General features: G+C 67.4%; 2 protein-coding genes. Both read right to left on the bottom strand.

Annotated elements, in window-relative coordinates:
* Positions 1-698 (bottom strand): pantoate--beta-alanine ligase (gene panC / locus WB785_RS01720; RefSeq protein ID WP_424076973.1); only part of this gene is annotated, 698 nt, incomplete at its 3' end.
* Positions 695-1615 carry a Rossmann-like and DUF2520 domain-containing protein gene (locus tag WB785_RS01715; RefSeq protein WP_424076972.1) on the bottom strand — a complete coding sequence of 307 codons (921 nt, stop codon included), beginning with the start codon at positions 1613-1615 and terminating at the stop codon, positions 695-697. The genes WB785_RS01715 and panC, both read right to left, overlap by 4 nt.
* Positions 1616-1775 lie beyond the last annotated feature (160 nt).

The following is a 1775-nucleotide window of genomic DNA, read 5'->3' as shown; positions in this document are numbered from 1 at the left end:
GCGTCCGCCCCGGCCGACGCGGCGCGCGTGCCGGCCAGCAGCGCAGCCGACAGCACACCTGCCAGTTCACGTTGGGCAGGATCGAGGTAGCGGTTGCGTGACGACAATGCCAGACCATCGGATTCACGCACGATCGGCACCCCGATCACTCGCACATCGACATTGAGGTCGGCGACCATCTGGCGGACCAACACCAGCTGCTGATAGTCCTTCTCTCCGAAGAACACTCGATCAGGGTGCACAATTTGCAGCAGCTTCAGCACCACAGTGAGCATGCCGGCGAAATGGGTCGGCCGCGCGGCCCCCTCGAGCTCGGATCCCAGTGGACCCGGATGGACAGCGGTACGCGGGCCATCGGGATACATCGCCGCTGCGCTTGGGGTAAAGGCGATTTCAACCCCTTCACCGCGCAGGAGCGCCAAATCCTGTTCGACGATCCGCGGGTAAGCGTCAAGATCTTCGTCGGCACCGAATTGCAGCGGGTTGACGAAGATCGACACCACGACCACCGAGCCGGGCACCAGTTTGGCGGCCCGGACGAGGGCCAGATGCCCGTCGTGCAGCGCACCCATGGTCGGCACCAACATCACCCGTCGCCCGGTATGGCGCAGCGCACGGCTGACCTCGCCGACATCGCTGGGGCTCGAATACACGTTGAGTTCACCGGCATTGAACTTCGGCGGCCTGTTGATCCTCATCGCGCCGAACCCTCAAGGACCTGGACGACGTCGTCGGGCGCATGCGTGCGCTGCGCGGTGCGCAGCGCGTTCACGCGATAGGCCTGTGCCAGTTGTGCGTCGACGGACGCCAGGGCGCTCAGATGATCGGCGACTGCGCCCGCATCGCCGCGAGCGACCGGGCCGGTGAGCGCCGCCTGCCCTCGTTGCAGGGTGTTCTCCAGCGCGGCGCGGGCCAGCGGTCCGATTACGCGTTCGGCGATGCCGCCGGGCTGATCGTCGACCAGCTGCTGACCGAGCAGTTCGTTACCCGACAGCGCGGCCCGCAATGCGTCCAGGGCATCGGCGAGCACGGTGACGATGTGATTACCGGCATGGGCCAGCGCAGCGTGATACAGGGTCCGCGCGTCTTCGCGGACCCTGAACGGCTCGCCGCCGATTTCCAGCACCAGCGATTGCGCGATCGCGTAGCCGACCTCGTCGGCCGCGGTGATCCCGAAGCAGGTGTCCGGCAGTCGGGAGATGTCCTCGTCGGAGCCGGTGAACGTCATCGCCGGATGAATGGCCAGTGGAATGCAGTCCTGCTGGCTCAGCGGCGCCAGCACGGCCACGCCGTTGACGCCGGAGGTATGCGCGACGATGGTGCCCGGCCGCACCGCCGAGGTGGCGGCCAACCCCGAAACCAGCCCGGCCAGCTCGGTGTCCGGGACGGCCAGCAGCAGCAACTCGGCGTTACTGGCAACGTCGGGTACCGGCGAGATGGGGGTGTCGGGCAACGAGCTCTCAGCGCGCCGCCGCGATGCCTGAGAAACGGCGCTGCACGCAACCACGACATGGTCGACGCGTTCCAGCGCGACCCCTAAAGCCGTGCCTACCCGGCCGGCGGAGATGATCCCCACCTTGAGCCGGGCGGGGCGCAATCCGTCGAACTGCACCATCGCAGACGACCCTCACAAGTCTCTTGGTTTCGTTCCAGTCCCGCTCTGCGGGTACCGGACGGTCGTTAAGACTCTACCTTGGCAACGGCCCGAATCGCGCTGGGGCGTTCGCCTCAGTCCTCGCGGCGCCGGCGGCGGCCGCCGCCGGACGGCGTGGTTT

It is taken from the genome of Mycobacterium sp., from assembly GCF_049585075.1.
Taxonomy (GTDB): Bacteria; Actinomycetota; Actinomycetes; order Mycobacteriales; family Mycobacteriaceae; genus Mycobacterium.
The sequence above is the reverse complement of the archived record's forward strand: the minus strand, read 5'-3'. Positions and strand labels throughout refer to the sequence as shown.

Bases quoted from the DNA above. Each gene is read 5' to 3' on its own strand.
- WB785_RS01715 (WP_424076972.1), bottom strand. From the start codon at position 1,615: ATGGTGCAGTTCGACGGATTGCGCCCCGCCCGGCTCAAGGTGGGGATC.